The organism is Pseudooceanicola spongiae (genome assembly GCF_014899185.1).
Taxonomy (GTDB): domain Bacteria; phylum Pseudomonadota; class Alphaproteobacteria; order Rhodobacterales; family Rhodobacteraceae; genus Pseudooceanicola; species Pseudooceanicola spongiae.
In genome coordinates this window covers 3,338,087-3,360,546 of sequence record NZ_CP045201.1, presented here as the reverse complement: position 1 = coordinate 3,360,546, position 22,460 = coordinate 3,338,087, and the positions used below count along the sequence as shown (strand labels likewise).

General features: G+C 63.9%; 19 protein-coding genes. 9 read left to right on the top strand and 10 right to left on the bottom strand.

Annotated features, from left to right (window positions below):
- Positions 1-97: 97 nt before the first annotated feature.
- The gene (locus tag F3W81_RS15780) at positions 98-1,483 is read right to left on the bottom strand and encodes an aspartate aminotransferase family protein (protein ID WP_193080131.1); all 1,386 of its coding nucleotides are present in this window, start codon (positions 1,481-1,483) and stop codon (positions 98-100) included.
- A 110-nt stretch (positions 1,484-1,593) separates the two neighbouring features.
- Positions 1,594-2,301 (bottom strand): GntR family transcriptional regulator, encoded by a 708-nt coding sequence (locus F3W81_RS15775; RefSeq protein WP_407692485.1) that lies wholly within the window; start codon positions 2,299-2,301, stop codon positions 1,594-1,596.
- A 153-nt stretch (positions 2,302-2,454) separates the two neighbouring features.
- Here F3W81_RS15775 and F3W81_RS15770 point away from each other — a divergent pair, with 153 nt between their 5' ends.
- The 5 genes from F3W81_RS15770 to F3W81_RS15750 all read left to right on the top strand — a co-directional run bounded on the left by F3W81_RS15770 (position 2,455) and on the right by F3W81_RS15750 (position 8,064).
- The gene (locus F3W81_RS15770; protein WP_193080129.1) at positions 2,455-3,540 is read left to right on the top strand and encodes a polyamine ABC transporter substrate-binding protein; all 1,086 of its coding nucleotides are present in this window, start codon (positions 2,455-2,457) and stop codon (positions 3,538-3,540) included.
- A gap of 102 nt (positions 3,541-3,642) precedes the next feature.
- On the top strand, positions 3,643-4,764 hold the full coding sequence (locus tag F3W81_RS15765; protein ID WP_193080128.1) for an ABC transporter ATP-binding protein: 1,122 nt from the start codon (positions 3,643-3,645) through the stop codon (positions 4,762-4,764).
- Positions 4,765-4,930: 166 nt separating this feature from the next.
- Entirely contained in the window at positions 4,931-5,821 is an 891-nt protein-coding gene (locus tag F3W81_RS15760) for an ABC transporter permease subunit (RefSeq protein WP_193080126.1), read from the top strand.
- Positions 5,818-6,639 (top strand): ABC transporter permease subunit, encoded by an 822-nt coding sequence (locus tag F3W81_RS15755; RefSeq protein ID WP_193080124.1) that lies wholly within the window; start codon positions 5,818-5,820, stop codon positions 6,637-6,639. Before F3W81_RS15760 ends, F3W81_RS15755 begins: the two co-directional genes overlap by 4 nt.
- Before the next feature lie 75 nt (positions 6,640-6,714).
- The gene (locus F3W81_RS15750) at positions 6,715-8,064 is read left to right on the top strand and encodes an NAD(P)/FAD-dependent oxidoreductase (protein ID WP_193080122.1); all 1,350 of its coding nucleotides are present in this window, start codon (positions 6,715-6,717) and stop codon (positions 8,062-8,064) included.
- Positions 8,065-8,181: 117 nt separating this feature from the next.
- Here F3W81_RS15750 and F3W81_RS15745 read toward each other — a convergent pair whose 3' ends face one another.
- Positions 8,182-9,105: a DMT family transporter gene (locus tag F3W81_RS15745; protein WP_193080120.1), complete on the bottom strand. Its 924-nt coding sequence runs from the start codon at positions 9,103-9,105 to the stop codon at positions 8,182-8,184.
- Positions 9,106-9,297: 192 nt separating this feature from the next.
- Between F3W81_RS15745 and F3W81_RS15740 the strand changes: the two genes are divergently transcribed.
- The 3 genes from F3W81_RS15740 (at position 9,298) to F3W81_RS15730 (ending at position 12,090) form a co-directional block, all read left to right on the top strand.
- Positions 9,298-10,809, top strand: coding sequence for a malonate--CoA ligase (locus F3W81_RS15740; RefSeq protein WP_193080119.1), 1,512 nt, complete (start codon positions 9,298-9,300; stop codon positions 10,807-10,809).
- Positions 10,810-10,903: 94 nt separating this feature from the next.
- Positions 10,904-11,494 carry a HupE/UreJ family protein gene (locus F3W81_RS15735; protein WP_193080117.1) on the top strand — a complete coding sequence of 197 codons (591 nt, stop codon included), beginning with the start codon at positions 10,904-10,906 and terminating at the stop codon, positions 11,492-11,494.
- 41 nt (positions 11,495-11,535) lie between these two features.
- On the top strand, positions 11,536-12,090 hold the full coding sequence (locus F3W81_RS15730; protein WP_193080115.1) for a hypothetical protein: 555 nt from the start codon (positions 11,536-11,538) through the stop codon (positions 12,088-12,090).
- A gap of 31 nt (positions 12,091-12,121) precedes the next feature.
- Here the strand turns inward: F3W81_RS15730 and msrA are convergent, their stop codons facing one another.
- Both msrA and msrB read right to left on the bottom strand, forming a co-directional pair.
- The gene (msrA, locus tag F3W81_RS15725) at positions 12,122-12,646 is read right to left on the bottom strand and encodes a peptide-methionine (S)-S-oxide reductase MsrA (protein WP_193080114.1); all 525 of its coding nucleotides are present in this window, start codon (positions 12,644-12,646) and stop codon (positions 12,122-12,124) included.
- A complete protein-coding gene (gene msrB / locus F3W81_RS15720) occupies positions 12,643-13,092 on the bottom strand; it encodes a peptide-methionine (R)-S-oxide reductase MsrB (protein ID WP_193080112.1) in 450 nt (149 codons plus the stop codon). Before msrB ends, msrA begins: the two co-directional genes overlap by 4 nt.
- Positions 13,093-13,511: 419 nt before the next feature.
- On the opposite strand from msrB, the gene F3W81_RS15715 reads away from it, so the two are divergent.
- Positions 13,512-14,345: a hypothetical protein gene (locus tag F3W81_RS15715; protein ID WP_193080110.1), complete on the top strand. Its 834-nt coding sequence runs from the start codon at positions 13,512-13,514 to the stop codon at positions 14,343-14,345.
- A 62-nt stretch (positions 14,346-14,407) separates the two neighbouring features.
- Here F3W81_RS15715 and queG read toward each other — a convergent pair whose 3' ends face one another.
- From queG to F3W81_RS15690, 5 genes are all read right to left on the bottom strand, one after another.
- On the bottom strand, positions 14,408-15,448 hold the full coding sequence (queG, locus tag F3W81_RS15710; protein ID WP_193080109.1) for a tRNA epoxyqueuosine(34) reductase QueG: 1,041 nt from the start codon (positions 15,446-15,448) through the stop codon (positions 14,408-14,410).
- A 90-nt stretch (positions 15,449-15,538) separates the two neighbouring features.
- Positions 15,539-16,210 carry an FtsZ-binding protein FzlA gene (gene fzlA, locus F3W81_RS15705; RefSeq protein ID WP_193080107.1) on the bottom strand — a complete coding sequence of 224 codons (672 nt, stop codon included), beginning with the start codon at positions 16,208-16,210 and terminating at the stop codon, positions 15,539-15,541.
- 49 nt (positions 16,211-16,259) lie between these two features.
- A complete protein-coding gene (gene mtgA, locus F3W81_RS15700) occupies positions 16,260-16,985 on the bottom strand; it encodes a monofunctional biosynthetic peptidoglycan transglycosylase (protein ID WP_193080106.1) in 726 nt (241 codons plus the stop codon).
- A 338-nt stretch (positions 16,986-17,323) separates the two neighbouring features.
- Positions 17,324-21,862 (bottom strand): glutamate synthase large subunit, encoded by a 4,539-nt coding sequence (gene gltB, locus F3W81_RS15695; protein WP_193080104.1) that lies wholly within the window; start codon positions 21,860-21,862, stop codon positions 17,324-17,326.
- Positions 21,863-21,877: 15 nt separating this feature from the next.
- Entirely contained in the window at positions 21,878-22,333 is a 456-nt protein-coding gene (locus tag F3W81_RS15690) for a GFA family protein (RefSeq protein ID WP_193080103.1), read from the bottom strand.
- Between the last annotated feature and the right edge of the window lie 127 nt (positions 22,334-22,460).

The following is a 22,460-nucleotide window of genomic DNA, read 5'->3' as shown; positions in this document are numbered from 1 at the left end:
GGGCGCTGCCCCCGTCCGCCGCTGGCGGACTCCCCCGGGATATTTTCAACAGGGAAACATGCCGGGGGTTTTCGGGCCGGTTATTCGAAAAGGGCCGTTATTCGAAAAGGCCGGCGGCTTTGACGTTGGCCATGCCCTCATCGAGGGATTTCCAGGCGCGCTCGATCAGGATGTCGATCTCGGCTTTCGTGATCACCAGCGGCGGCGAGATGATCATGCGGTCGCCGACGTGGCGCATCACCAGATTGTTGGCGAAGCAGCGTTCGCGGACCATGTAGCCGACGGTGCCTGTTTCGGCCTTGAAGGGCGCGCGGGTGGCCTTGTTCGGGGTCAGGGCGAGCGAGCCCATGGCGCCGATGATCTGGGCTTCACCGACCATCGGGTGCTCTGCCAGGCTGCGGAATTTCTCCTGCAGGTAGGGGCCAGTGTCGTCGCGCAGGGTGTCGACGATCTTTTCCTCCTCCAGGATGCGCAGATTTTCCAGCGCCACGGCGCAGGCGACCGGGTGGCCGGAGTAGGTGTAGCCGTGGTTGAATTCGGTCGCGCCGATCACCGCCGCCACCTCGTCACTGACGATCGAGCCGCCGATGGGCTGGTAGCCCGAGGACAGGCCCTTGGCGATGGTCATGATGTCGGGCTTGATGCCCATGGTCTGGGAGCCGAACCAGTTGCCGGTGCGCCCGAAGCCACAGATCACTTCGTCCGCGATCAGCAGGATTTCGTATTTGTCGCAGATGCGCTGGATTTCCGGCCAGTAGGTGCTGGGCGGGATGATGACGCCGCCGGCACCCTGCACCGGTTCAGCGATGAAGGCCGCGACCTTGTCTTCGCCGATCTCGAGGATCGCCTGTTCGAGCTGCTGTGCGCGCTCCAGCCCGAAGTCTTCGGGGGTGGATTCACCACCCTCGGACCACCAGTTCGGCTGGTCTATGTGGTGCATGTCGGGGATATAGCCGCTCTGGGCGTGCATACCCTTCATGCCGCCGAGCGAGGAGGAGGCGACGGAGGAGCCGTGATAGGCGTTCCAGCGCGAGATGATCACCTTCTTCTCAGGCTTGCCCTTTTCCTGCCAGTAGGTGCGCACGAGGCGGATGTTGGTGTCGTTCGCCTCGGAGCCTGAAGAGGCGAAGAAGACGTGGTTGAGGTCACCGGGCGCCATCTCGGCCAGTTTCGCGGCCAGCGCGATGACCGGCACGTGGGTCGTCATGAAGAAGGTGTTGTAGTAGGGCAGCTCCTTCATCTGACGGAAGGCGGCTTCGGCCAGTTCCTCGCGGCCATAGCCGATGTTGACGCACCAGAGGCCTGCCATCGCATCCAGCACATCTTCGCCTTCGCTGTCCTTCAGCCAGACGCCCTTGGCGCTGGTGATGACGCGGGCGCCTTTCTTCTGCAGGTCTTCCTGAGTCGAGAACGGGTGGATGTGGTGCGCCACGTCGAGCGCCTGAAGTTCGGCGGTGGGCATGTGGTTGGAGATCGTGGACATGAGGAGGACCTTTCTGACGGGCGGCAGGAATGGGCGGTATGAACCGGATAGCCTAAGAATATGATCAAATTATTCACTGTCAATCGAATCACGCCCCACGGCCGGGGGCGTCACAGCGCCTGCGCGATCATCTCCATGCCCTGTTCGACATCGCCTGCCATGGCCACCGCGGCGGCCTCGCAATCGCCTAATTTTAAGGCACTCACGAGATCCTTGTGCATGTCCGGCAGGTTACGCGTGCCGAATTGACCGCAGACAACCCGCAGAGAGGGGCCGAACCGCAGCCAGAGACCTTCCACCAGACCGGTGAGAATAGGCGCCTCGGCAACGGCGTTGAGGCGGGCGTGAAAGCGGTGGTTCTCGACCAGATAGCCATGCACATTGCCCCGCCGGATCGCCTCGTCGAGCTTGGAATCGATCGCCTGCAGCTCCGCGATATCGTGCGCCGTGGCGGTGCGGCAGGCGCGCCGGGCCAGATCCGGTTCCAGCGCAATCCGGGCGTGACGCAGCTGTTCAACGTCAGACTCGGCCAGAACGGGCACCGAAATACGCCGGTTTCCACGAAATTCCAGCGCGCCTTCGGCCATCAGACGGCGCAGCGCCTCACGCACGGGGGTCATGCCGACGGCAAGGTCGCGGGTCAGGCCCTGAATGGTGACGGCCTGCCCCGGCTCGAACACGCCATGCAGCACACGGGCGCGCAGCTCGCGGTAGACCAGCTCATGCGCGGGCAGACCGGCTGGCAGACCGGCGGGAGTGGCGGCGTCCGGCATGGCGGTAGGCCGCGCCCCGCCGGTGCCCTCATGGGCTGCCTGCAAATTCATCATCGACCTCCGATATCCGGCTCTGGCCTTTATCTTGCACGGCAGGGCAGCACATGAAAACATCTGCTTGTTGCTTTTCTGCGCGACGTTTGATCAAATTCCGGATCAAGGGGCACGTGAGACCCTGCCATTCAACGGGAGATAACGATGAAGATTCCTCTGCTTACGCTGACTGCCACCCTCGCCCTGACCGCCGCCGCGGTGCAGGCCGAAGAGGTCCACGTCTACAACTGGTCCGACTACATCGATGAATCGCTGCTGAGCAAATTCAAGGAAGAGACCGGCATCGATCTGGTCTACGACGTGTTCGATTCCAACGAATTGCTGGAAACCAAGATGCTGGCCGGTGGGTCGGGCTATGATGTGGTGGTGCCGACGGGCACCTTCCTGCAGCGCCAGATCCAGGCCGGGGCCTTCCAGAAGCTGGACAAGTCCAAGCTGCCGAACCTCGCCAACATGTGGGACGTGATCGAAAAGCGCACCGATGCCTATGATCCGGGCGGCGAGTATTCGATCAACTACATGTGGGGCACCACCGGCATCGGGGTGAACCTGCCCAAGATCAAGGAAGTGCTGGGCGACGACGCCCCGATCGACAGCCTGTCGATGGTGTTCGATCCCGCGATCATGGAAAAGCTGTCGTCCTGCGGCGTGCATTTCCTCGACGCTCCGACCGAGATGATCCCGGCGGCACTGACCTATGCCGGCCTTGATCCCGACAGCAAGGACGAAGAATCCCTCGCCAAGGCTGAGGAAGTCCTGCTGGCCGTGCGCCCCTATATCCAGAAGTTCCACAGCTCGGAATACATCAACGCGCTGGCGAATGGTGACATCTGCGTCGCCTTCGGCTGGTCCGGTGACATCCTGCAATCGCGCGACCGTGCCGCCGAGGCCGACAACGGCGTCGAGATCGCCTACAATGCGCCCAAGGAAGGCGCGCTGATGTGGTTCGACATGATGGCGATCCCGGTGGATGCGCCCAACCCCGATGCTGCGCACAAGTTCCTGAACTTCATCATGGACCCCGAAAACATGGCGGCGGCGTCGAACTATGTCTATTACGCCAACGGCAACAAGGCCTCGCAGGCATACCTGAACGAGGACGTGATCGGCGATCCGGCGATCTACCCCAGCGCCGAGACGCTTGAAAAGCTCTATACCGTCACGCCCTGGGGCCCGAAGGACCAGCGCACCCTGACGCGCCTCTGGACCAAGATCAAATCGGGCACCTGAGCCCGCCCCTGACCGCCTGACCCGCCTCGCGCGGCCAGACAGACACCCCGCGCCTCATCCGTGGCGCGGGGAATATCCCTCAGAATTTGCGGATAATGCCGGATGCAACAAACCGTTTTCGCGCCGTGGCAAGACCCCGACGAAAAACCCCTGATCCAGTTCAGGAATGTGACCAAGAAATTCGGCGACTTCACCGCGATCGCCAATCTCGACCTCGACATCTACGCGCGCGAATTCTTTGCCCTGCTTGGCCCCTCGGGCTGCGGCAAGACCACGCTGATGCGGATGCTCGCAGGGTTTGAGATGCCGACCTCGGGCAAGATCCTGCTGGGCGGCGAAGACATTGCCGCCGTGCCGCCCAACAAACGCCCCGTCAACATGATGTTCCAGAGCTATGCTCTGTTCCCGCACCTTTCGGTCTGGGAAAACGTCGCCTTCGGCCTGCGCCGCGAAGGGCGCGACAAGGGCGAGATCGAGACCCGCGTCGCCGACATGATCCGCCTGACCCGGCTGGAGAAATTCGCCCGCCGCAAGCCGCACCAGCTCTCCGGCGGACAGCGTCAGCGCGTCGCCCTCGCCCGCTCCCTCGCCAAGGCGCCGAAACTGCTGCTGCTCGACGAACCCTTGGGCGCGCTCGACCGCAAGCTGCGCGAAGAGACCCAGTTCGAGCTGATGGACATCCAGGAAAAGACCGGCACCACCTTCGTCATCGTCACCCACGACCAGGAAGAGGCGATGACCGTCGCCTCCCGTGTCGCCGTGATGGACGAGGGCAAGCTGGTGCAGGTCTCCACCCCCGACCAGATCTACGAGGCCCCGACCTCGGTCTATGTCGCCGACTTCATCGGTGCAGTGAACATCATCGAAGGCAAGGCGAACCAGACCGGCGACAAGGTGCTGGTGAACTGGGCAGAGGGCCAGTCGCCCCTGATCGCCACCACCACCGCCATGCTGCAAAAGGACCAGACCTGCTACCTCGCGATCCGCCCGGAAAAGATCGCCATCTCCGCCGAGCGCCCCGAGGCCGCCAATGTCATCGAAGGCGAAATCCTCGACATCGGCTATCTGGGCAATATCTCGACCTACCACGTCAAACTCCCCAGCGGCCATATCATCAAGGCCCAGAGCGCCAACACCCGCCGCATCGCCCGCCGCTCCTTCACTTGGGAGGACAAGGTCTGGCTCAGCTGGTCCGACACCGCCGCCATCCTGCTGGAGCGTTAGGATGCAGTCCCCCCGCACACGCCTGCCCCGCATCCCCTCCTCCCGCGCCCTGTCATCTTGCCCGAAATACTTCGGGGGAATCGGCGCAGCCGATGGGGGCAGCGCCCCCTCTTCGCCCCCCTCTCCCTCTTCACTGCTCCCCGCCCGCAACAGGAAGGGCCACTGAATGCGTCGCCTCGCCCTGATCCTCATTCCCTATCTCTGGCTGATCGCCCTCTTCCTCATCCCCTTCGTGATCGTTATCAAGATCTCGCTGTCCGATGTCGCTCTGGCGCGCCCGCCCTATTTTCCCCAGCTCGACCTCACCGAAGGTTTCACCGGCATCAAGGCGTTCTTCTCTGAGCTCGACTTCGAGAATTTCACCTTCCTCACCACTGATGATCTCTACTGGAAGGCCTATCTCTCCTCGCTGAAAATCGCCGGCATCTCGACCATCCTGACGCTGCTGATCGGCTACCCCATCGCCTATGGCATGGCCTCGGCCCGCCCCGAATGGCGCGCCACGCTGATGATGCTGGTGATCCTGCCGTTCTGGACCTCCTTCCTGATCCGGGTCTATTCTTGGATCGGCATCCTCAGTCAGGGGGGGCTGCTCAACACCTTCCTGCTCTGGCTCGGGGTGATCAACGAACCGCTGACGATCCTGAACACGGAAATCGCGGTCTATATCGGCATCGTCTACACCTACCTGCCCTTCATGATCCTGCCGATCTACGCCAACCTCGAAAAGCTTGACGGCTCGCTGCTCGAAGCCGCCGAAGACCTCGGCTGCTCGCGCACCTCCGCCTTCTGGCTGGTCACGGTCCCGCTGTCGAAATCCGGCATCATCGCGGGCTGCTTTCTGGTCTTCATCCCGGCAATCGGCGAATTCGTCATCCCCTCGCTGCTCGGGGGCTCGCAAACCCTGATGATCGGCAAGGTGCTCTATGAGGAGTTCTTCTCCAACCGCGACTGGCCCGTCGCCTCGGCCGTGGCCGTGGTGCTGCTGGTGATCCTCATTATCCCGATCATCCTGTTCCAGCGTAACGAGCAGAAAAACCGCGAGGCCAGCCAATGAGACGCATGTCCGGCTTCAATGTCGTTTCGCTGACCTTCGGTCTGGCCTTCCTCTACCTGCCGATGCTGATCCTGGTGATCTATTCGTTCAACTCGTCGAAACTGGTGACGGTCTGGGCGGGTTTCTCGACCAAATGGTACGGCGAGCTGCTGCACAACGAGGCCTTCCTCGATGCCGCCCTTGTCACGCTGAAGGTCGGGGCCATCTCCTCGACGCTGGCGACGGTGCTTGGCACCATGGCCGCCTTTCTGCTGGTGCGGCTGGGGCGGTTCTCCGGGCGCACGCTGTTTTCGGGCATGATCTACGCACCGCTGGTGATGCCCGACGTGATCACCGGCCTGTCGCTGCTGCTGCTGTTCATCGGCATCAACATGGACCGCGGCATCACCACCATCGTGCTGGCCCATACCACCTTCGCGATGTGCTACGTCTCGGTCGTCGTGTCCTCGCGGCTCTCCAGCTTCGACACCTCGCTGGAGGAAGCCGCCCTCGACCTCGGCTGCACCCCGTGGAGCGCGTTTCGCCTCGTCACCCTGCCGATCATCGCCCCTGCGGTGATCTCGGGCTGGCTGCTGGCCTTCACTCTGTCGCTGGATGATCTGGTGATCGCGTCGTTCACCGCTGGCCCCTCCTCGACCACGCTGCCGATGAAGATCTTCTCGGCCGTGCGCCTCGGCGTCAGCCCTGAGATCAACGCCCTCTCGACGCTGATGATCGGCATCGTCGCCTTCGGCGTGGTGATCTTTTCGATCATGTCGAAGCGCAACACCGCCCTCAAACTGCAAGAGGAACGCGACGCGGTCGACGGGCGCACCTGAAAGACGCCCTCCTTAAGGTCCTGCGGCGCGCCCTATCCCGGGCGCGCCGCTGCATTCTGACGAAAGTCCTGTGACGTGAATACCCCCAAGCTCCGCCGCCTCTACCCCGACTACACCTATTCCCGCGACGTGATCGCGGCCTGCTACTGGGCCGATGCCGTCCCCGCCGAAGCGCTGGAACATGCCCCCGCCTCCGGTGCCTCGCGCACCCGCGTCGCGGTGATCGGCGCGGGCTACACCGGCCTCAACGCCACGCTGGCGCTGGCCGAGGCGGGCGTCGATGTCACCCTTCTCGACGCTGAATTCCCGGGCTTCGGCGCTTCGGGGCGCAACGGCGGCTTCTGCTGCCTCGGCTCGCACCGCGCCACGGATCTGATGCTGCGCCGCTTCGGCGCGGACAGCCCGGCGCAGGTCCGCCGCGCCGAGGCCGCCGCGATTGCCCATGTCGACGCCCTGCTGACCCGCCACGCCATCGACGTCGACCGCCACTCTTCAGGCGAGGTGATCCTCGCCCATTCCCGGCGCGCGATGGAGGCCCTGCGTAAAAAGGCCCCCGATTTCGCCCGAGACTATGGCGCCGACGCGACCCTGATCGAAAAGGCCGACCTCGCCACCCATGGCCTCTCTGGCCCGACATGGCACGGCGCGCTGCAAACCCCGCTCGGCTTCGCCCTGCACCCGCGCAAATACCTCGCTGGCCTCGTGCGCGCCGCCACAGCGGCAGGCGCACGCATCCACGGCCAAAGCCCGGTGCTCTCGGTCGAAAAGTCCGGGCAGACCTTCACGCTCACCACGCCAACCGCCACGATCGAGGCGGATCGCGTCATCTTCGCCACCAATGGCTACACTGCGGAGAACCTGATCCCCTGGCTCAAGGGCCGCGTGCTGCCCGCCCAAAGCTCCGTCCTCGCCACCAGACCGATGAGCGAGGATGAACTGGCCGCCCAGGGCTTCACCTCCCGCCAGATGAGCTATGAGGACCGCCGCCTGCTGCACTATTTCCACCTGACACCCGAGGGCCGCATGGTCTTCGGCCAGCGTGGCGGCCTGCTCTCCTCGCCCCAGAACGAAGCCCGCGTCTCCGCCAAGGTCCGCGCTGATTTCGACGCCGCCTTCCCCGCCTGGAAACACGTCGAAACCCCGTTCCACTGGTCCGGAATGGTCTGCCTGACGGCCTCGCTCACCCCCTACTGCGGCCCGATCCCGGGGCTGGAGGGCGCCTTTGCCGGCTTCGGCTACCACGGCAACGGCGTCGCCATGGCCAGCTACACCGGCACGATCCTCGCCGACCTCGCCCAGGACCAAGCCCCAAGATACGAGCTGCCAAAGGCCTTTGCCGCCCCACCGCCCCGCTTCCCGCTGGGCCGTTTCCGCCGCACCATCCTCGCCAGCGAATACACGATGGCCCGCCTGCTGGAGCGTTAAGCGCCACCGCCTCCCTGTCATCTTGCCCGAAATACTTCGGGGGAGACGCTCCACAGGAGCGGCGGGGGCAGAGCCCCCTCTTCCTGTTTTTGCGGCAGCGCCGCCTATAAGCGCCCCCTACCCCTCAGGCGTCCACGACGCCCGCGCCTTGGCGCGCTCCAGCCCCAGATGCCGCTCACGCAGGATGATGATCACCCCGGCGGTGACGATGATCAGCGCCCCGAGCAGCATCTGCCCGCTCGGCACCTCGGCAAAGATGAAATACCCGATCACCAGCGCGAACAGGATCGAGGCATAATCGAACGGTGCCACCACGCTGGCATCGGCAAACCGGTAGCACGAGGTCAGAAAGATCTGTCCCGTCCCCCCCAGCAGCCCCGCCGCCACAAGGTAGACCACCTCGCGACCGCTCGGCATCACCCAGCCGAAGGGGATCGTCGCCAGCGCCAGCACGGTCGAGGTGACCGAAAACCAGAACACGATGGCCGAGGTCTGCTCGACCCGCACCATGTTGCGGATATGCACCTGCGCCAGCGCCCCACAGGTCGCTCCGAACAGCACGATCATCGCCCCGACAGCCTCGCTCACCTGCACCGTGCCGCCATTCAGCGCCGTCACCCTTGGGGCCAGCACGATCATCACGCCCAGCATCCCCAGCGCCACCGCCGCCAGCCGGAACACGCCGACCTTCTCGTCCAGAAACATCGCGGCAAAGACCACCACCAGCAGCGGCTGTGCATAGCCCAGAACCGTCACCTCCGGCAGCGGCAGGAATGCCAGCCCGGCGAACATGCAGCCCATCGCGGTCGTCCCGATGAAGCCGCGCCAGACATGCGCCATCGGTGCCTTCACCTTCAGCCCGGTCGCAAGGTCTCCGCGCATCGCCAGCCAGCCGATGATGATCGGCAGCGCAAACAAGCCACGAAAGAACACCGCCTGCCCCGGCGGAATATGCGGCGAGACGGCCTTGATCAGCGCATTCATCAGGATGAAACAGACCACAGCGACCATCTTGATGGCGATACCTTTGACGGGTTGCATGGGCAGTCTTTCTTCTTTCGGGCAAACGCGCAGCGGGCCCGCTGCGCGCGTTCGGGTAACAGTCCCGCGCGCACAGGTGAAGGTCAATTGCACAGGCGTGCTTGCAATCGCGGCGCAGGCGCACAAACATCACCCCGGAAAGCCCGCCCCTGCCGGGGCCTTGTGCGGCCACGCCCTGCGACCGGAGGATTCATGTACGACCAGAACCACCTGCTGACCCGATTGGCGCGCCACGCCGCCCTGACCCCCGACCACCTGTTCGCCGAACGCCCCGGCCGCGCCGGTGTCACCTATGGCGGCCTGTTCCAGCTGGCCGAGCGCATCGCCGCGGCCCTGACCGACGCGGGCCTGACCCCCGGCGACCGAGTCGCGGTGCAGGTCGACAAGAGCACCGAGGCCATTGCCCTCTACCTCGGCACCGTCATGGCGGGGGGCATCTTTTTACCGCTCAACACCGCCTACACCGCCCCCGAGGTCGCCTATTTCCTGAGCGACGCCACCCCGCGCATCGTGGTCTGCGATCCAGCGCGCGAGGCCGAGATCGCGCCCCTGTCGCCCGCGCAAACCCTGACGCTGGCCGAGGATGGCTCCGGCAGCCTGATGCAGTCCCTGCCCGGGACCGCCAGCTTTGACGCCGTGGCGCGGGGCGAGGATGATCTGGCCGCGATCCTTTATACCTCTGGCACCACGGGCCGCTCGAAAGGGGCGATGCTGAGCCATGGTAACCTCGCCTCGAACTCGGAAATGCTGCGTGATTACTGGCGCTTCACCCGCGACGATGTGCTGATTCACGCCCTGCCGATCTTTCACACCCACGGGCTGTTCGTGGCGACCAACGTGGCGCTGCTGGCCGGGGCCTCGACCGTCTTTTTGCCGCGCTTTGATCCGCGCGCGATCCTGCGGGCGATGCCACGCGCCACGGCGCTGATGGGCGTGCCGACCTTCTACACCCGTCTGCTGCAAGAGGCCGACCTGACGCGCGAGCTTGCCGCCAACATGCGCCTGTTCATCTCAGGCTCCGCGCCGATGCTGGTCGAGACCCACCGCCAGTGGCAGGAACGCACCGGCCATACCGTGCTGGAACGCTACGGCATGACCGAAACCAACATGTCGACCTCGAACCCTTACGTGCGAGAACGCCGCCCCGGCACCGTCGGCTTGCCCCTGCCCGGGGTTGAGCTGCGCATCATCGACGACGCCGGCGCGGAGGTGCCGGACGGAGAGATCGGCACCATTCAGGTGCGCGGCGCCAACGTGTTTCAGGGCTACTGGCAGATGCCCGAGAAGACCGCGGAGGAGCTGAGCGCCGATGGCTGGTTCCTGACAGGCGACCTCGCCACCCGCGACGCCGAGGGCTATGTCACCATCGTCGGGCGGGCCAAGGATCTGATCATCACCGGCGGCTTCAACGTCTATCCGAAAGAGATCGAGGGCCTGATCGACGACCTGCCCGGCGTCGTGGAAAGCGCCGTGATCGGCGTGCCGCATCCCGACTTTGGTGAGGCCGTGGTCGCCGTTGTCGTGCCCGAGGGCGCGGCAAATCCAGTCGCCACTGAAACCGCGATCCGCGCGGCGCTGGAGAAAAACCTCGCCAAGTTCAAGCAGCCCAAGGAGATCATCTTCGCGCCGGAACTGCCCAGAAACACCATGGGGAAGGTGCAGAAAAAGGCGCTCAGAGACACACATGATGGGATGTTTTCGTAACGACACACAACATATGGGATTTCAAGGCGCATAATCGCATTGACCTCGCTGCGGCGGGACGGCAGTTTGGCGCGAAATTCAAACCTGAGGATCCATGATGCGCCGCACCCTGCCGACCCTGCTTTTGTCCCTGACCTTCGCGCTGAGTGCTGTTGCAGCTCAGGCCCATACCGGGCTGGCGGAGGGCGGGTTCGTCAGTGGCTTCACCCATCCGATCCTTGGCTGGGATCACGTCATTGCCATGGTGGCGGTCGGCCTCTGGGGGGCGTTCCTTGGTGCACCTGCGATCTGGGCGCTGCCCATCGTCTTTCCGATGGTCATGGCCTTTGGCGGCGCGCTCGGCATCCTCGGGGTGCCACTGCCCGCCGTTGAGACGGGCATCGCGCTGTCGGGCGTCGTGCTGGGCCTGTTGGTGGCCTTCGCGGTGCGCGCGCCGCTCTGGGTGGCGGGGCTGATCGTCGGGATCTTCGCGGTGTTCCACGGCCATGCCCATGGCACCGAGCTGCCCTCGGCTGCCAATCCGCTGGCCTATGGCATCGGCTTCGTGCTGGCGACGGGGATGCTGCACCTGATCGGCATCGGCTTCGGTTTCCTGACCTCCAGCCGGGGCGGGCGCATCGCGGTGCGCACCATCGGCGCGCTGATCGCGGCCATGGGCGGGGCCTACCTCGCCGGGATCGCCTGATCCGCGCGCTGCGCCTGACGCTGCTGCTGGCCTGTGCGCCGATGGCCGCACAGGCGCATGGCTTTGGCGCGATGGAGACGCCGGTGCAGGCGCTGACCTCCGGGGCCTTGGCGCTGGGGGTCTACCCGGAGACGCTGCTGCCGCTGCTCGCGCTCGGCCTCTGGCTGGGGTTTTGCGGCGGGGTCAGGCGCAGCGCTTTGGCCATCCTCGCGGGTCTCGGCGCGGGTGTGCTGCTGGCGCCCTTCGCCCCCGAAGCGCTGGCCATGCTGTCGCTGATGTGCGGCACGCTGGTCGCGGCGGGGGTGGCGCTGGCCGGGCCCCGATTGCCCACGCAAAGCGCGCAACCTGTTGCCGCGCTGACAATCACCTTCGCCATATCAAGCCTGCTGCACGGTCAGGGCTTTGACAGCCTGCCGGTCGGGTTTGTCGCGGGGGTGATGGGGGCGGCGCTGCTGGCCGTGGTCGCACCATCGGCGCTGGCCGGAGCGCTGCTGCGGGGCGGCGCGGCGTGGCGGCCCCTTTCGGTCAGGATCGCGGCAAGCTGGCTCACCGCGATCCTTGTGCTGGTCATCGCCTTCAGTCTGCGACCCGTCTGAGGGTCACTCGACCTTGCTCATTCGACCGTGCTCACTCAGCGGCGGCGCGACGGGGCAGAACCCAGTCGGGGCGGGCGAAGTGGCAGGTGTAGCCGTTCGGAATCCGCTCCAGATAATCCTGATGCTCAGGCTCGGCTTCCCAGAAATCACCCACCGGCTCGACCTCGGTCACGACGGGACCGGGCCAGATGCCACTGGCGTTCACATCGGCAATCGTCTCCTCCGCCACGGCCTTTTGCGCCTCGTCGACGTAGTAGATCGCCGAGCGGTAGGACATGCCACGGTCATTGCCCTGACGGTTCAGCGTGCTGGGATCGTGGATCTGAAAGAAGAACTCCAGGATCTTGCGATAGCTGAGCGTTTCGGGGTCGAACATGATCTCGATCGCCTCGGCATGGGTGCCGTGGTTGCGATAGGTCGCGTTCGGCACGTCACCGCCAGAATAGCCGACGCGGGTGCTCTGCACGCCGGGCATGCGCCGGATCAGATCCTGCATGCCCCAGAAACAGCCGCCCGCAAGGACGGCGCGCTCGATATTGCCCTGTGCAACGGTCATGCCAGTTCCTCCACCTGATCAATGTAGGAAGCGTAGCCTTCCGCCTCCATATCCTCTTTGGCAACAAAGCGCAGCGAGGCCGAGTTGATGCAATAGCGCAGGCCCCCCTTGTCGCGCGGCCCATCCGGGAAGACGTGGCCAAGGTGGCTGTCGCCGTGCTTGGAGCGGACCTCGATCCGGGTCATCCCGAGGCTGTCATCGCGCAGCTCGACCACGTTGTCCGGCTCGATCGGCTTGACGAAGCTGGGCCAGCCGCAGCCGCTCTCGTATTTGGCGGCACTGGCAAACAGCGGCTCGCCCGAGACGATATCAACATAGATGCCGCTGGCCTTGTTGCCGTTCAGCGGCCCGGTGCCGGGCCGTTCGGTGCCATTCTGCTGGGTGACGCGGAATTGCTCCGGAGTCAGCCGGGCAATGGCCTCTTCACTCTTGGTATATTGGGACATGAACGCCTCCTGTGTCTTTGAGCTTAATGTGGGCCTTGTGCGCGCATTTGCAAAGAGCTGTCGCGCAATGGTGAGGCAACGGACCGCCAGCAGAGATTCATCCGTCTGAGAATTTAGCTGGGTTAATACCGCAAAGATTGTATGCGTCGAAACGAGAATGGCGGATTTTGCCGGTGGCGTGGCACGCGGTTTCGCGCAGATATTCTCCTTTGATTCATATCATTTACAAATAACTGCGCCAACTTAAGCAGTCTCCCGACAAAATAATTAAATGTTTTTTCAAAAGATATGGATCATTTTCATCAACCCATACGTGTCTAAACCATGTGCCCAGCCCAAGGCGTTGCAGCAGGTCCGTGGACCTGGCCGATCGACCCGCACGACGTGGAAGAGTGGCATTGAAAGAGGAGGAAACCAAAATGAAACACATTCACACACCTCAGACTCCAGCTCACCCCCGCAAGACTCTCAGCGTGCTGGCTGTCCTCGCCATTCTCGTGCCATCGGCGTCACAGGCACAGCTCGGCATTTCCGCCGACGTGGGCTTGGGCGGTGACAGAGGCCTCGGCGTATCTGCCGACGTCAGTCTGGGCGGCAGTTCGGGCGCCAATGTCGGCGCGGATGTCGGGATCGGCGGCGGCTCCAGCGGCGGCGGAGGCGGTATTTCCGCAAGTGCAGATGTCGGCATCGGCGGCAGTTCCGGCAGCGCGGGCGGCAGTTCCGGAGGCACAGGTGGCAGCTCCGGCGGCGGCACGGGCGGCAGTACAGGTGGCGGCTCCGGCGGCAGTACAGGTGGTAGTTCCGGCGGCGGTACAGGTGGTAGTTCCGGCGGCGGTACAGGTGGCAGTTCCGGCGGCGGCACAGGTGGCAGTTCCGGCGGCAGTACAGGTGGTAGCTCCGGTGGCGGCACAGGTGGTAGCTCCAGCGGCAATAGCGGCACCGCCAATGCCGCAACCGGCAGGGACATGCGCCCCAGTGCGGCGACGCCCTTTGACCTGCGCTATGTGACGCTCAGCTCCTATGACTACATCACCGTCAGCCAGCTTCAACGCTCGGGGAAACTGCGCTCCGGCACGCTGGATCGTCGCCTGATCGAGGCCCGCGCCGAAATCAACGCCCTTCAGGACAAGATCGCCGAGGTTGATCCGCTGATCCGTCGCCTGGCCCGGGATGGCTACAGAGCCAATGACGTGGTCGGCGTCTATTCCGAAAACAATGGCGACAACTGGCTTCTGGTCGACGACCGCCGCTGAGGCCTCTGCCCCAAATCACCAACAAGCCCTCCGATCCGTTCGGGGGGCCGCAGCGCTGATCGTTACACCGGCGCCGCGCGCAGCCGCATCACCGCCCAGCGGGCCGCATCGGCGACAGTGGCATCCGCATCCTCGACCAGCCCCTGCGCCACCTCCTGCAAATCCGGCCGCGCACTGTTGCCGATGGCGTAGAGGACGTTGCGCACAAAGCGATCCCGCCCGATCCGCTTGATCGGCGAGCCGCTGAAGCGCGCCCGAAACCCGGCATCGTCCAGCACAGCCAGCTCGGCCAGCGCAGGCGCGCGCAGATCGTCCCGGGCGTGATACTTCACCTCCGATGCGCGCTGCGCGAACTTGTTCCAAGGGCAGACGGCCAGACAATCATCGCAGCCATAGATCCGATTGCCCATCAGCGCGCGCAGATCCTCCGCCACCGGGCCCTTGTGCTCGATCGTCAGGTAGGAAATGCAGCGCCGCGCATCCAGTTGATAAGGCGCGGGAAACGCCGCGGTTGGACAGGCATCCAGACACCGCCGACACCCCCCACAATGATCGACCTCAGGCGCATCCCGCTCCAACTCCAGCGTGGTGAAAATCGCCCCGAGGAAGAACCAGCTGCCAAGGCCCCGCGACACCAGATTGGTATGCTTGCCCTGCCAGCCCAGACCCGCCGCCTGCCCCAGCGCCTTCTCCGGCACCGGCGCGGTATCGACAAAAACCTTCACCTCGGCCCCCGGCGCCTCGGCCACCAGCCAGCGCGCCACCCGCTTCAGCCGCTTTTTCACCACATCATGATAATCGCGGTTCTGCGCATAAACCGAGATCGCGGCCCGGTCGCGCAGCGCCAGCACATCGCGCGGATCATTCTCAGGCCCATAATTCTCCGCCAGCATCAGCACGGACCGCGCCTCAGGCCAGAGCACCGACGGATCGCCCCGCCAATGACTGCGCTCCTCCATCCAACCCATCTGCCCGTGATACCCAGCCGCCAGAAACGCCGCCAGCCGACCGGCCACCTCGGGCACATCGCCAGGCCCACAGACCCGCGCCGCGGAAAACCCCTCGGCCCCGGCCTGCGCCACCAGTTTCTGCTTCAGATCCATCCCGCCGCCTTCTTCTTGCCTGAATACTCTCGGGGGTGAATTGAGCCGCAGGCTCAAGAGGGGGCAGACAGCCCCCTCACGCGCGCCGCCTCAGAAATCCAGATCGGCATAATGCTCGGGCGGCAGAAAGCCCGGCACCTGATCCATCAGGATATTGCGGAAGGCCGGGCGCGATTTCACCTTGGCATACCAGTCCTTGACGGCACCCGAGCGGTTCCAGTCCACGTCACTGATATAATCGAGCGAGCTCAGATGCGCGGCAGCGGCGAAATCCGCCAGCGTCATGCGATCGCCGGCCAGCCAGCGGCGATGCTCCAGCAGCCAGGCCATGTAATCGAGGTGGAACTTGATCGCACTCAGCCCCGCGCGCACGTTCTTGCTGTCGGGAAAACCCTGCCCCGTGACCTTCTTGTTGACCCGCTCATAGAGCAGTTTCGAGGTCACCTCGTGCTGGAACTTGTCATCGAACCAGAACACCAGACGGCGCACCTCGTGGCGCTCCATCGGATCAGAGGGCATCAGCGACGGCTCGGGATAGATCTCTTCGAGGTATTCACAGATCGCCGCACTTTCTGCCAGAACCTTGCCGTTCAGCTTCAGCACCGGCACCTTGCCAGCCGGATTGCGGCGCAGAAAGTCGGTGTCCTTCTCCCAATAGCGCTCTTCGATCAGTTTGCACTCGATCTTCTTTTCGGCGAGCGACAACCGCACCTTGCGGCAGAAGGGCGAGAGGGGGACATGGTAGAGCTCAGCTGTAATCATCATCACCTTCCGTAAACTGTCAGATGAATGCGCCCAAGGGGCGCAGACTTCAATCCTCGAAACAGGCGGCGCGGCCATCCTTGCGGATCGTGGCCGCCCCGTCGCGGATTGCCGCCGCCCGCCTCAGCACAAAATCGCTGGGTCTGGAGGCCGACCGGTCCTGCGGCGCCGGCAGGATCGCCGCGAGGCGGGCCGACTGATCCGGGCTCAGATCCTTCGGCGCGACACCAAAGTAATGCCAGGCCGCGGCCTCGATGCCAAAGACGCCCTCGTCGAACTCGGCGACGTTCAGGTAGACCTCAAGGATGCGCCGCTTGCTCCACAGCAGTTCGACCACCGGCGTGATCATCGTCTCCAGCGCTTTGCGCACATAGTTGCGACCGTGCCAGAGATAGACGTTCTTGACCACCTGCTGACTGATGGTCGAGCCGCCGCGCCGCGCCCCGCCGTCGATGGCATGACGGATCGCATTCATGTCGAACCCCCAGTGCAGGCAGAAATTGCTGTCCTCCGCCGCGACGGCCGAGCGCGCCATCACAGGGGCAATCTCGCGCATGGGGACCCAGGTCCGGTCGATCTTGCCGAGCCGGTGGCGTTCGCTGGCCATATAGCTGCCCGCCCAGGGCCGCACGATGGAATGCAGCGCGATCACCACGACCATCACCGCCGCAAGGCCAAGCACGCCCCGCACCCCCCACCGCAGCGCCAGCTTGCGGACCGAAGGCCGAGACGCTTTCGCGCGCGATTTTCTCTTGGGTTTTGCCTGTTTTGCCACGGCACACCTATAGGCCAGAGAGGACCGACAGCAAAGCAGGAAAGAAAAGACATTCACAGGCTGAAGGTGCGCCTTTCGCTGCCCATCACGGGGCAAAAACTATGCAAAACCCCTATATATTGGGAGGTAGAGCCTTTGCCCCCCATAATGAGGTTCAAAATGACCCTCACCTTTATCCACATGTTTATGCCGGCGTCCGAGGGGTAATTGACGGCATATCTCGGGGTCACGACTAACTGTGGATAAATATCCAAACGGCGATCTATACCTAGTGGATCCGGCAAACGAAAAGGGCGACCCCATTGGGGCCGCCCTCTGTGCTTTGCTGTGCCGTCAGATCACTCTGCGGGCATCGCCTGTTCTTCTTCGACCAGCGGATAGGGGATGACCTTCAGCATCTCTTTCGGGCAGACCTGAACGAAATTGCCCAGCTCCATGTCCCAATGCTGCAGGATCTCCTGCGCCTTGCGGCTGCCGGTCTCGGCCAGGTGGCGCTTGATCAGGTCTTCCAGCTGGCCGACCCAATGCGGCACCGTGACCGGGCAGGTCACCAGCGTCTCCATGTTCATCATGTCCGCCGCACGGCCTTCGGGATCATAGAGGTACGCCATCCCGCCGGTCATGCCCGCGCCGAAGTTCGGCCCGATCGAGCCGAGGATCACCGCAACACCGCCGGTCATGTACTCACAGCCGTTGGAGCCACAGCCCTCGATCACCACGCGGGCGCCGGAGTTGCGCACGGCAAAGCGTTCGCCCGCACGACCCGAGGCGAACAGGAACCCATCCGTCGCACCATACAGCACCGTATTGCCGATGATGGTGTTCTGGCTGGCGACCAGCGGGCTGGCCATGGCGGGACGCACCACGATGGTTGCCCCGGACAGCCCCTTGCCAACATAGTCGTTCGCCTCGCCCGAGACCTCGATCTTGAGGCCCGGCGCGCCGAACGCCCCCAGCGACTGACCGGCAGAACCTGTCAGCTTCACCGTCAGGTGGTCGGGCTGCAGCGCGTTCCGCATCCCGAACTTCTGCACGATATGGCTCGACGTGCGGGTGCCGACCGAGCGGTGCGTGTTCTGCACCGCGTAGGACAGCTGCATCTTCTCGCCGTCCTTCAGGAAGCGTGCGGCGTCGCGCACGATTTCCACGTCCAGCGTGTCGGGCACCGGGTTGCGCGGCTTCAGGCGGTTGTAGACGATGTCTTTCGCGCCATCGACCGTGATCAGCAGCGGGTTGAGATCGAGGTCATCCAGATGCTCGGCGCCACGGCTGACCTGATGCAGCAGATCGGCGCGGCCGATCACGTCATCAAGGCTCCGCGCACCGATGGAGGCGAGGATTTCCCGCACTTCCTGCGCATAGAAGGTGATCAGGTTCACGACCTTGTCCGCCGTCCCGGTGAACTTGGCACGCAGGGATTCGTCCTGCGTACACACGCCCACGGGGCAGGTGTTGGACTGGCACTGACGCACCATGATGCAGCCCATGGCGATCAGCGCGGCGGTGCCGATACCGTATTCCTCGGCGCCCATCATCGCGGCCATGACGATGTCACGCCCCGTGCGCAGCCCACCATCGGTGCGCAGCGTCACGCGGTCGCGCAGCTTGTTCATCGCCAGAACCTGATGCGCCTCGGTCAGACCCATTTCCCACGGCAGGCCAGCGAACTTGATGCTGGTCGCAGGCGAAGCGCCCGTGCCGCCGTTGTGGCCCGAGATCAGGATGATGTCCGCCTTGGCCTTGGCCACACCCGCCGCAATCGTGCCGACACCGGAGGAGCTGACGAGCTTGACCGTCACCTTCACCGTCGGGTTGATCTGCTTGAGGTCATAGATCAGCTGCGCCAGATCCTCGATCGAATAGATATCGTGGTGCGGCGGCGGCGAAATCAGCGTGACGCCCTTGGTCGAGTGACGCAGACGCGCGATCAGCTCGGTGACTTTCATCCCCGGCAGCTGGCCGCCCTCGCCGGGTTTGGCACCCTGCGCAACCTTGATCTCAAGCTCTTCGCACTGGTTCAGATATTCCGCCGTAACGCCGAAACGCCCCGAGGCCACCTGCTTGATCTTCGCGGACGGGTTGTCGCCGTTGGCCTCCGGCACGAAGTGTGCCGGATCCTCGCCGCCCTCGCCGCTGTCCGATTTCGCGCCGATGCGGTTCATCGCGACGTTCAGCGTCTTGTGCGCCTCCGGCCCGAGCGCGCCAAGCGACATGCCAGGCGTCACAAAGCGTTTGCGGATCGAGGTGATGCTCTCGACTTCCTCGATCGGGATCGCGTTGCCGATGGGCTTGATCGCCAGCAGGTCGCGCAGGTGGATCGGCGGGTTTGCCTGCATCCGGGCGCTGAACTGCTTCCAGATCTCATAGGAGCCCCGGTTGCACGCCGCCTGCAGCATATGCATCGTCTGCGCTTCCCAGGCGTGCGTCTCGCCCGACTTGCGGGATTTGTAAAAACCGCCGATGGGCAGCACGTCCTGGCCTTTCAGCCAGCCAAGCGCATGAACTTCCTCGACCTTTTTCTGCACACCGCTGACGCCGATGCCGGAAATACGGCTCAGCATGCCGGGGAAATATTCCGCGACCATGGCGCGGCTCAGACCCACGGCTTCAAAATTCAGACCGCCGCGATAGGAGGACACGACCGAAATCCCCATCTTCGCCATGATCTTCAGCAGACCCTGGTCGATGGCTTCGCGGTAGTTGCGCATGTTCTCGGTCAGGGTGCCGTCCAGCAGCCCGCGCTTGATGCGGTCGGCCAGCGAATCCTCGGCGAGGTAGGCGTTGACGATGGTCGCGCCGCAGCCGATCAGCACCGCAAAGTAATGCGGATCGATACACTCAGCCGAGCGCACACCGAGGCTGCAGAACGTCCGCAGACCCTTGCGCGTCAGCCAGCTGTGCACCGCGCTGGTCGCCAGAATCATCGGCATCGCGACGCGATCCGCGTTCTGCATGTGGTCTGTCAGCACGATGTGCCCACCACCCGAGCGCACGGCCTCTTCGGCCTCGGCACGGATCCGCGCCAGCCCGTGCAGCAGCGCGTCGTGATCACCGCCCACCGGGAAGGTACAGTCGATCTCGACCATCTCGGCATTGAAGTGGGTCTTGAGCTCCTCGAACTGCGCGTTGGCCACGAAGGGGCTGTCGAGCACGAGGATTTCGGTCTGCGCGCTCGACTCGTCCAGCACATTCTTGAGGTTCCCGAACCGCGTCTTCAGGCTCATCACGCGGAATTCGCGCAAGCTGTCGATCGGCGGGTTGGTCACCTGGCTGAAGTTCTGGCGGAAGAAGTGGCTCAGCGGACGGTACTTGTTCGACAGCACGGCAGAGGGCGTGTCATCGCCCATCGAGACGATGTTCTCTTTCGAATCCTCGGCCATCGGCGCCAGAACGCTTTCCAGCTCCTCGATGGTATAGCCCGCGGCGATCTGGCGTTTGCGCAGCTCGGCGCCCTCGAACATCGGCTCTTCGATCACCGCTTCCAGCGATTCGTCCAGCTCGTTGATCTTGCCGACCCATTCACCGAAGGGCTGGCTGGCGGCCAGACGGTCCTTGATCTCAACGTCGTGGTAGAGCTTGCCTTCCTTGGTATCGACGGCCAGCAACTGCCCCGGCCCAAGCGCGCCTTTTTCGCGCACCGTCGCTTCGTCCGTCGGCACCATACCGGCCTCGGAGCCCGCGATCAGCAGACCATCGCCCGTCACCACATAGCGCATCGGACGCAGCCCGTTGCGGTCGGTGCCGACGCAGGCCCAGCGGCCATCGGTCATCGCCAGCGCGGCAGGGCCATCCCAGGGCTCCATCACACCGTTGCAATAGGAATACATGTCGCGCCAGGCCTGCGGCAGCTCGATCGCCTGCTTGGACCAGCTCTCGGGCACCAGCATCGTCTTGGCCATCGGGGCCGAACGACCCGCGCGCACCAGCACCTCGAACACCGCATCCAGAGCGGCCGAGTCGGACGCGCCCTGCGGGATGATCGGCTTGATATCCTCAGCCAGATCGCCAAACGTCCCCGAGGCCATGCGGATCTCGTGGCTTTTCATCCAGTTGACGTTGCCCTTGAGCGTGTTGATCTCGCCGTTGTGGGCCAACATGCGGAACGGCTGCGCCAGCCACCACTGCGGGAAAGTGTTGGTGGAATAGCGCTGGTGATAAAGCGCAAAGGCGCTTTCAAACCGCGAATCCATCAGGTCGGGGTAGAAGACTGCGACCTGTTCGGCCAGCATCATGCCCTTGTAGATGATCGACCGGCAGGACAGCGACGCGATATACAGCCCGTTGATGCCGCGCGCCTGCGAGGCTTTCTCGATCCGGCGGCGGATGACGTAGAGCTCACGCTCGAACGTCTCCTCGTCCACACCCTTGGTGTTGGAGATCAGGATCTGTTCGATCTCGGGGCGGGTCGAGTTGGCCTTTTCGCCAAGGCATTCGATATCCACCGGCACATGGCGCCAGCCGTAGATGTAATAACCCATCCGCAGCACTTCGGATTCAACGATGGTCCGGCAGGTTTCCTGCGCGTTGAAATCGGTGCGCGGCAGAAACACCTGACCAACAGCCATCAGCTCATCCGTGCGCGGCTCGTGGCCAGTGCGGCGGATCTGGTCGTAGAAGAAGGGCACCGGGATCTGGACGTGAATGCCCGCGCCGTCGCCCGTCTTGCCATCGGCATCGACCGCACCACGGTGCCAGATCGCCTTCAGCGCCATGATCCCCGATTCGACCACCTTGCGCGATGGCTTGCCGTCGATGGACACCACAAGGCCGACACCACAGGAGGCATGCTCGTGCTCTTCGCGGAACAGAGAATTCTCCTCCATGAAGGTGCGTTTGGCTTGCTCGGCTGCGGCCCAGTTATCATCATAGGTCGTCATGGCTGTCTCCCTGCATCAGGCGCGTCCGTCCGGCAGGTCTGCCGAAGGGACGAAAGGAAATTTCTCTTCATATTCTGCTGCGGTCACCCGCTTGTGGTCACCCTGAAGCGTCAGGGCCTCCAGACGTTGATCAACATAGGCTTCGCTGATCGCCGCAAATTTCCGCGCGTGGTCAAACAATCCCGCGCAAAGCTCGTATTCATCCGACTCGTCATCGCGCAGGTAGATGCCGCTGCCGCAGGTCGGGCAAAACGCCCGCTGCGAAAATGGCGACGAGCGATAGGTCGTGACCGCGCCGCTGATCCGAACCGAATCGGCGGGGGCCGTAAAAAAGACGTAAGCGCCACCGGACCAGCGCCGGCACATCATGCAATGGCAGATGCCGATCTCGGGGCGGTGATCGGACAGCTGCAGATGCACAGCACCGCACAGGCACTGCCCGTCGATCCTGTTCGCCTCTGCTTGTGTCATCTCACGCCCCAATTTCAGGTCAGCAATGCTTACTTTTAACCTTTTCCCGCGTCGACCGGGCCGGTGATGTGCACCGCCCCGATACTGATGGGATACCGACAGGATACCGACATCGGAAATCTGTCAT